The sequence below is a fragment of the Duganella vulcania genome, from assembly GCF_009857655.1.
Taxonomy (GTDB): domain Bacteria; phylum Pseudomonadota; class Gammaproteobacteria; order Burkholderiales; family Burkholderiaceae_D; genus Rugamonas; species Rugamonas vulcania.
In genome coordinates, this window is record NZ_WWCX01000172.1 from 1 (window position 1) to 6,450 (window position 6,450).

The 6,450-nt window shown below is 68.2% G+C and carries 6 protein-coding genes and 1 pseudogene; 4 read left to right on the top strand and 3 right to left on the bottom strand.

Annotation, left to right across the window (positions count from 1 at the left end; genetic code table 11):
- Positions 1 to 327, bottom strand: a pseudogene (locus tag GTP90_RS37195) (hypothetical protein); the annotation flags it as partial.
- Between GTP90_RS37195 and GTP90_RS34385 the strand changes: the two are divergent.
- The 4 genes from GTP90_RS34385 to GTP90_RS34400 are packed head-to-tail and all read left to right on the top strand — an operon-like array spanning position 326 to position 3,381.
- A complete protein-coding gene (locus GTP90_RS34385) occupies positions 326 to 1,189 on the top strand; it encodes a hypothetical protein (RefSeq protein WP_254452184.1) in 864 nt (287 codons plus the stop codon). The pseudogene GTP90_RS37195 and the gene GTP90_RS34385 overlap by 2 nt on opposite strands.
- Before the next feature lie 37 nt (positions 1,190 to 1,226).
- Complete coding sequence (locus GTP90_RS34390; protein ID WP_070272932.1) at positions 1,227 to 1,553, top strand: YbaB/EbfC family nucleoid-associated protein; 327 nt, start codon at positions 1,227 to 1,229, stop codon at positions 1,551 to 1,553.
- Positions 1,554 to 1,576: 23 nt separating this feature from the next.
- On the top strand, positions 1,577 to 2,167 hold the full coding sequence (recR, locus tag GTP90_RS34395) for a recombination mediator RecR (RefSeq protein WP_161087725.1): 591 nt from the start codon (positions 1,577 to 1,579) through the stop codon (positions 2,165 to 2,167).
- On the top strand, positions 2,164 to 3,381 hold the full coding sequence (locus GTP90_RS34400) for a CaiB/BaiF CoA transferase family protein (protein WP_161087726.1): 1,218 nt from the start codon (positions 2,164 to 2,166) through the stop codon (positions 3,379 to 3,381). Before recR ends, GTP90_RS34400 begins: the two co-directional genes overlap by 4 nt.
- 7 nt (positions 3,382 to 3,388) lie before the next feature.
- Here GTP90_RS34400 and GTP90_RS34405 read toward each other — a convergent pair whose 3' ends face one another.
- Positions 3,389 to 5,581 (bottom strand): putative bifunctional diguanylate cyclase/phosphodiesterase, encoded by a 2,193-nt coding sequence (locus GTP90_RS34405; protein ID WP_161087727.1) that lies wholly within the window; start codon positions 5,579 to 5,581, stop codon positions 3,389 to 3,391.
- A gap of 1 nt (position 5,582) precedes the next feature.
- The coding region (locus GTP90_RS34410) for a response regulator (RefSeq protein WP_161087728.1) at positions 5,583 to 6,450 on the bottom strand (868 nt) is incomplete at its 5' end.

A 6,450-nucleotide genomic window follows, 5' to 3' on the forward strand; every position in this document is an offset into this window, starting at 1 on the left:
GGCGGCGCCGATCAGTGCCGCGCGTGCCGCCATTAACGCTGCCTTGGAGGCTGCCCGCGCGGCTTCCAAACCGGGTGCTCGATCCGCGTCGGCGAGTTCGGCACCGGCCGCGGCCGCGCCGTCGGTGCCTGCAGTGGCGCCTTCGAGCGGCGTGCCGACATCGCCGTCTGGCGCCGCGCCGGACGCGACGCCATCTGCGCCTGCCGTTTTCTCGCAACCCGCCTCGCCTTCGCAGCCGCACGCGCCTGGCGCTGCGTACACGCCGCCTGCCGCGCAGATGTCTTCGGCTGTTGTTGCGCCTTCGCGCCCGGCGCCGTGGGAAGACATGCCGCCTGCGGCCATCATGGGCGGCGATGCGCAAGCGGCCGTACTGGAAGCGCCTGTGCGCCAGGTCGCGCCGCAGCAAGTCGCGCCGCCCGCCGCGCCAGCTGCCAAGCCTGCTCCACAGCAGGCCGACGACGAGGATGACCTACCGCCCTGGGTCACTGAATTTTCCGACGATAGCGCGGTAGCGCACTCCGCGCCGGCCTACGCGCCGGACCAGTCGCCATCGCACGCATCCTCGCCAGTGCCATCGCGCGCGCCGTCGCATATGCAATCGCACACGCCATCGCACGGTCAAGCGCACGCACCATCGCGCGCGCCGTCGCAGCACCAGGCGCCGCCGCCGCTGGCCTATGCCGACGAGGCGCAGGCTGTCGTCATGCCGGCCCGCGCCGCGCCGGCGCCGGCCAAGGCGCCGCACGCCTACGTGATCACGCCGGTACCCGAGCTGAACTGGGACGGCAACTGGCCGGCTGTGGCGGCCGCCTTGCCGTTGCGCGGCGTGGCCCAGCAATTGGCCATGCAGGCCGAGCTGGTCGAATGCAGCATCGACGGCAACGCCGTGGTCTTCAAGGTCCGCGTGCCGATCGAAACCTGGCGCACGCCGGGCAACGTCGAGAAGCTCACCGTCGCGCTGGCCGAACGCTTCGGCCGCCCGGTGCGCGTGGACACCGAACTGGGCGCCGTCTGGTACACCGCCAGCGCCGAGGCGCAGGCGCACCGCGAAGCCTGCCAGCGCGCGGCCGAGGACACGGTCGCCAACGATCCCTTTGTGAACAGCCTGATCCGCGAGTTCGACGCCTGGGTCGTGCCCGGCTCGATCACGCCGCCGCCCGCCATGCTGGCGTCGGCCGCGGCCAACTGAACACCTGTTTAATTTTCAATCCACGGAGAATCCCATCATGATGAAGAACCAACTGGCCGGCTTGATGAAACAAGCGCAAGCAATGCAGGACAACATGAAAAAGGCGCAGGACGCGCTGGCCCTGATCGAAGTCGAAGGCCAGTCCGGCGCCGGCCTGGTCAAGGTCGTGATGACCTGCAAGAACGACGTCAAGCGCGTGTCGATCGACCCGTCGCTGCTGGCCGACGACAAGGACATGCTGGAAGACCTGGTGGCCGCCGCCTTCAACGACGCCGTGCGCAAGGCCGAAGCCACTTCCGCCGAAAAGCTGGGCGGCCTGACCGCCGGCATGAACCTGCCTGCCGGCTTCAAGATGCCTTTCTAAGGGCAGCCGCAACGTAAAGCACCATGTCCAAATCGCTGGAATTTCTGACGGAAGCGCTGCGCCGTCTGCCCGGCGTCGGCCCCAAGTCGGCGCAGCGGATGGCGTTTCACTTGCTCCAGCATGACCGCGACGGTGCGGACATGTTGTCGCGCGCGCTGCACCAGGCGGTCAACGCCGTGCATCACTGCGCGCTGTGCAATACGTTCACGGAAGAAGAGGTCTGCGACACCTGCAACGACGAGCAGCGCGACCGCCGCCTGCTGTGCGTCGTGGAGACGCCGGCCGACCAGCTGATGATCGAGCAGACGCTGACCTACAAGGGCCTGTACTTCGTGCTGATGGGCCGCCTGTCGCCGCTGGATGGCATCGGCCCCAAGGACATTCACCTGGAAAAACTGGTGGCGCGCGCCGCCGACGGCCTGGTCACGGAAGTGGTGCTGGCCACCAATTTCACCAACGAGGGCGAGGCCACCGCGCACTATATCAGCGAGCTGCTGAAGGCGCGCGGCCTGCGCGTGAGCCGTCTGGCGCGCGGCGTGCCGGTTGGTGGCGAGCTGGAATACGTGGACGCGGGCACGATCGCCCGCGCCATGCTGGACCGAAGGGCGACATGACTGAGAAGAACACTGCGGGCCCTCTGGCCGGCATCAAGGTACTGGAACTGGGCACGCTGATCGCGGGCCCTTTTTGTGCGCGCATGCTGGGCGAGTTCGGCGCCGAGGTCATCAAGATCGAGTCGCCCGACGGCGGCGATCCGATCCGCAAATGGCGGGTGCTGAAGGACGGCACCTCGTTGTGGTGGTCGGTTCAGTCGCGCAACAAGAAATCGCTGACGCTCAACCTCAAGCACGCGCGCGGCCGCGCCATCGCGCGCCAGCTGGCGCTGGAGGCGGACATCATCATCGAGAACTACCGCCCAGGCGTGCTGGAGAAGTGGGACATCGGCTACGAGCAACTGAAGGCCGCCAATCCCGCCACCATCATGGTGCGCCTGTCGGGCTTCGGCCAAACCGGGCCGATGAAGGACTTGCCGGGCTTCGGCGCCATCGGCGAATCGATGGGCGGCTTGCGCTACGTATCCGGCCACGCGGACCGGCCACCAGTGCGCGTGGGCGTGTCGATCGGCGACTCGGTGGCGGCGTTGCACGGCGTGATCGGCGCGATGATGGCGCTGCGCCACCGCGACGCCACCGGCGGCCGCCTCAAGGGCGAGGGCCAGATGGTCGACGTGGCGCTGTACGAATCCGTGTTCAACCTGATGGAATCGCTGGTGCCGGAGTTCGACCACGCCGGCGTGGTGCGCGAGCGCACCGGTGGCGCGCTGCCGGGCATCGTGCCGTCCAACACCTACACCACCAACGATGGCGAGAACATCGTCATCGCCGGCAATGGCGACGCGATCTTCAAGCGGCTGATGCTGGCCATGGGCAGCATCGACCTGGCGGGCGATCCGCAGCTGGAGCGCAACGATGGCCGCGTGCAGCGCACGCAGGAGATCGACGACGCCATCCAGGCCTGGTGCGACACCCAGGACATCGACAGCGCGCTGACGGTGCTGAAGGCGGCCGACGTGCCGGCCGGGAAGATCTACTCGGTGCGCGACATGATGACCGATCCGCAGTTCGTCGCGCGCGAGATGTTCGAGCAGCACCACTTCGCCGACGGCACGCCGGTCAAGCTGCCGGCGATCTCGCCCAAGCTGTCGGCCACGCCGGGCCACACCAAGTGGATAGGCCCGTCGCTGGGACAGCACAACGACGAGGTGCTGCGGTCGCTGGGCTACAGCGCCGACGACATCGCCGCGATGAAACAGGATGGCGTGCTGTAAGCAGCCGTCAGTGCTGGGCGGGGAAGATCATTGTGTGGCCGGCATCGCTGGCCGCCGCCGCGTTCAGCGCGAACTGGTTGCTGAGCATGAGGTCGATCGACTCCGGCGGCGACGGGTGGCCCAGGTAGTAGCCCTGCGCCAGGTCGCAGCCATATTGCTCCAGCAGCCTTAGCTGGGCGCCGGTCTCCACGCCTTCCGCCACCACCGCCATTTTCAAGCCATGCGCCATGGCGATGATGGCGCGCGTGATGGCGGCGTTTTCCGAATCCTGCGGCAGGCCGCTGATGAAGCTGCGGTCGATCTTGAGCGCCCGCACGTCGAAGCGCTTGAGGTAGTTCATCGACGAATAGCCGGTGCCGAAGTCGTCGATCGACAGGTAGACGCCGATGCCGCGCAACTGTTCCAGCGTGACCATGGTGGCGCGGGCGTCGTCCATCAGCGTGCCCTCGGTCAGTTCCAGTTCCAGCAGGTCGGCCGGCAGCCCGGTCTCGTGCAGCGTGGACAGCACGATCTGGCTCAGGTTCTCATCCTTGAACTGCTTGGCCGACAGGTTGACCGCCACCCGCAGCGGCCGCTGGTCTGCCGTCTTCCACGCCATCGCCTGGCGGCAGGCGGTGCGCAGCACCCATTCGCCGATCGGCACGATCAGGCCGGTCTCCTCGGCCAGCGGGATGAACTCGGTCGGCGAGATGATGCCGCGTTCCGGGTGGCGCCAGCGCACCAGCGCCTCCACGCCGACGATCTGGGCGCTGGCGACGTCGATCTGCGGCTGGTACAGCAGGTACAGCTCGTTGTTCTGCAGCGCCTTGCGCAGGCCCACCTCCAGCTTGACGTGGCTCATGATCTGCATCGTCAGCGACGAGCTGTACAGCTTGGCGTTGTTCTTGCCGCAGTTCTTGGCGTGGTACATCGCGGTGTCGGCGAACTTCAGCAGCGAGTTGCAGTCCTCGCCATCCTCCGGGTACAGCGAGATGCCGATGCTGGCGGTGACGAAGATCTCGTGCGTGTCCAGCAGGAAGGGCCGGCGCATCGCTTCCTTGACGCGGTGGGCCACGTTGAGCGCGTTTTCCACCCGCTCCAGGTCGGGGATCAGGATGGTGAATTCGTCGCCGCCCAGGCGCGCCAGGTTGTTGCTGCCGACCTCGGTGCGCGAGACCAGGTCGCTGGGCCGCGTGGTCTCGCGCAGGCGCTCGGAGACGGCCTTGAGCAGATGGTCGCCGACGTCATGGCCCAGCGTGTCGTTGATACGCTTGAAGGCGTCCAGGTCCATGAACAGCACGGCGAATTTCTTGTTGCCCTTGCGTGAGCGCACCAGCTCGGCCTCCAGCGTTTCCAGGAAGGCCTGGCGGTTGGGGATGCCGGTCAGGCTGTCGCAATAGGCCAGCCGGCGGATCTGCTCCTCGGTGCGCTTGCGCTCGCTGATGTCGCGCACCAGGCCCAGCACCTCGTCGGGGCCGGTGGCCACCAGCCGCGCCTCGAAATGCCGCACCGGCGCCGGCCCCGTGTGCTCGCCCTGGCGCACGCGCGGGGCCGCGCCGGGGATGGGCAGCTCGTAGTCGAGCGAGCGGATGTGCTGGGTGTCGAGCACGGTCTGCACCTGTTCCAGCATATGCCGGGCGATGTCTCCCGGCAGCACCTGGTTCAGGTGGCGGCCCACGCACTGGTCGCTGGCGAACACGCCGCTGGCCTCGTGGCCCTGCTCGTAATCGAGGTAGTAGCCGTCCTTGTTCATGCGGAAGAAGGTGTCCGGGATCGCCGCCAGCACCGCGCGGTGGTGGGCGTCGGCGATGCGCAGGCGGGTGATGGCGTCGCTGGCGCGCAGCACGTACAGCACGCGGTGGCCGAGGATGGGCCAGTTGATCGGCTTGGAGACGAAATCGGTGGCGCCGGCCTCGTAGGCCTTGGTCACCGATTCCAGCTCGTCGCCGCCGGTGACCATGATGATGGGCACGGTGGTCTGGGTTTCCAGCCGGCGGATCTCGCGGCACACGGCGAAGCCGTCCATGCCGGGCATGTCGACGTCAAGCAGCAGCAGGTCCGGCGTCAGGCGCTGGAAGCATTCCACCGCTTGCAGGCCGTCCTCGGCTTCCACCGCGTCCAGGCCGACCTGGGCCAGCATCTCCAGCATCAGCATGCGCATCACGGGATCGTCGTCGGCGACCAGGACCAGGCCGCGCTTGGGGGAGGTGGGCGTTGCCATGTCATGTTTCCTTTTCCAGGATAGCTCCCAACGCCTGCCGCACGGCCTGGAAAGTACGTTCCATATCCGCCAGCAGGACAGCGGCCCCGGCGGTGGTGTCATTGCGGCCCAGCTGCTCGAGCTCCCGGCAGCGCTGCGCCAGCGCGTCGGCGCCGACGTTGGCGCTGCTGGACTTGAGGCTGTGGGCGGCCTTGCGCAACTGGCCGGTGTCGCCGGCGGCGATCGCCTGGCGCAGCGTGTGCAGGTGGCTGGGGGTGTCGTCGAGATAGGCGTGCAGCACGCGGTCGAGCAATGCGTCGCCGTTGGTGGCGCTGAGCGCGCGGATGTTCTGCAGCGCCTGGCGGTTGATCTCGCTGTGGGGCATGGCCACGGCTGGCGCTGCCTGCTCTTCCGGTGCTTCCAGCGCGGGCGGCGTGGGGGCCATGCGCGGCAGGCTGATCCAGCGGGCGATGGTCTGCCCCAGCGCCTGCTGCGTGAACGGCTTGCTCAGGTAGTCGTCCATGCCGGCCGCCAGGCAGGATTCGCGGTCGCCCTGCAGCGCGTTGGCGGTGATGGCGATGATGGGCACGCTGCGCCCGCGACCGCGCTGTTGCTCGCGGCGGCGGATTTCGGTGGTGGCGGCGAAGCCGTCCATGACCGGCATCTGGCAATCCATCAGGATCAGGTCGAACTCGCCGGCCTGCTCGGCCTGCAGCGCCTGCTCGCCGTTGCAGGCGCGGCTCACTTCCAGCCCCAGTCCCTCGAGCATGGCGCCGGCCACTTCGACATTGACCGGATTGTCCTCGGCCAGCAAGACCTTGCGCCGCTTGCGCGCACGCGGCGCCGGCGTCGGGCCGGGGCTGAACGCGGCCAGCGGCGGCGCGGCCGGC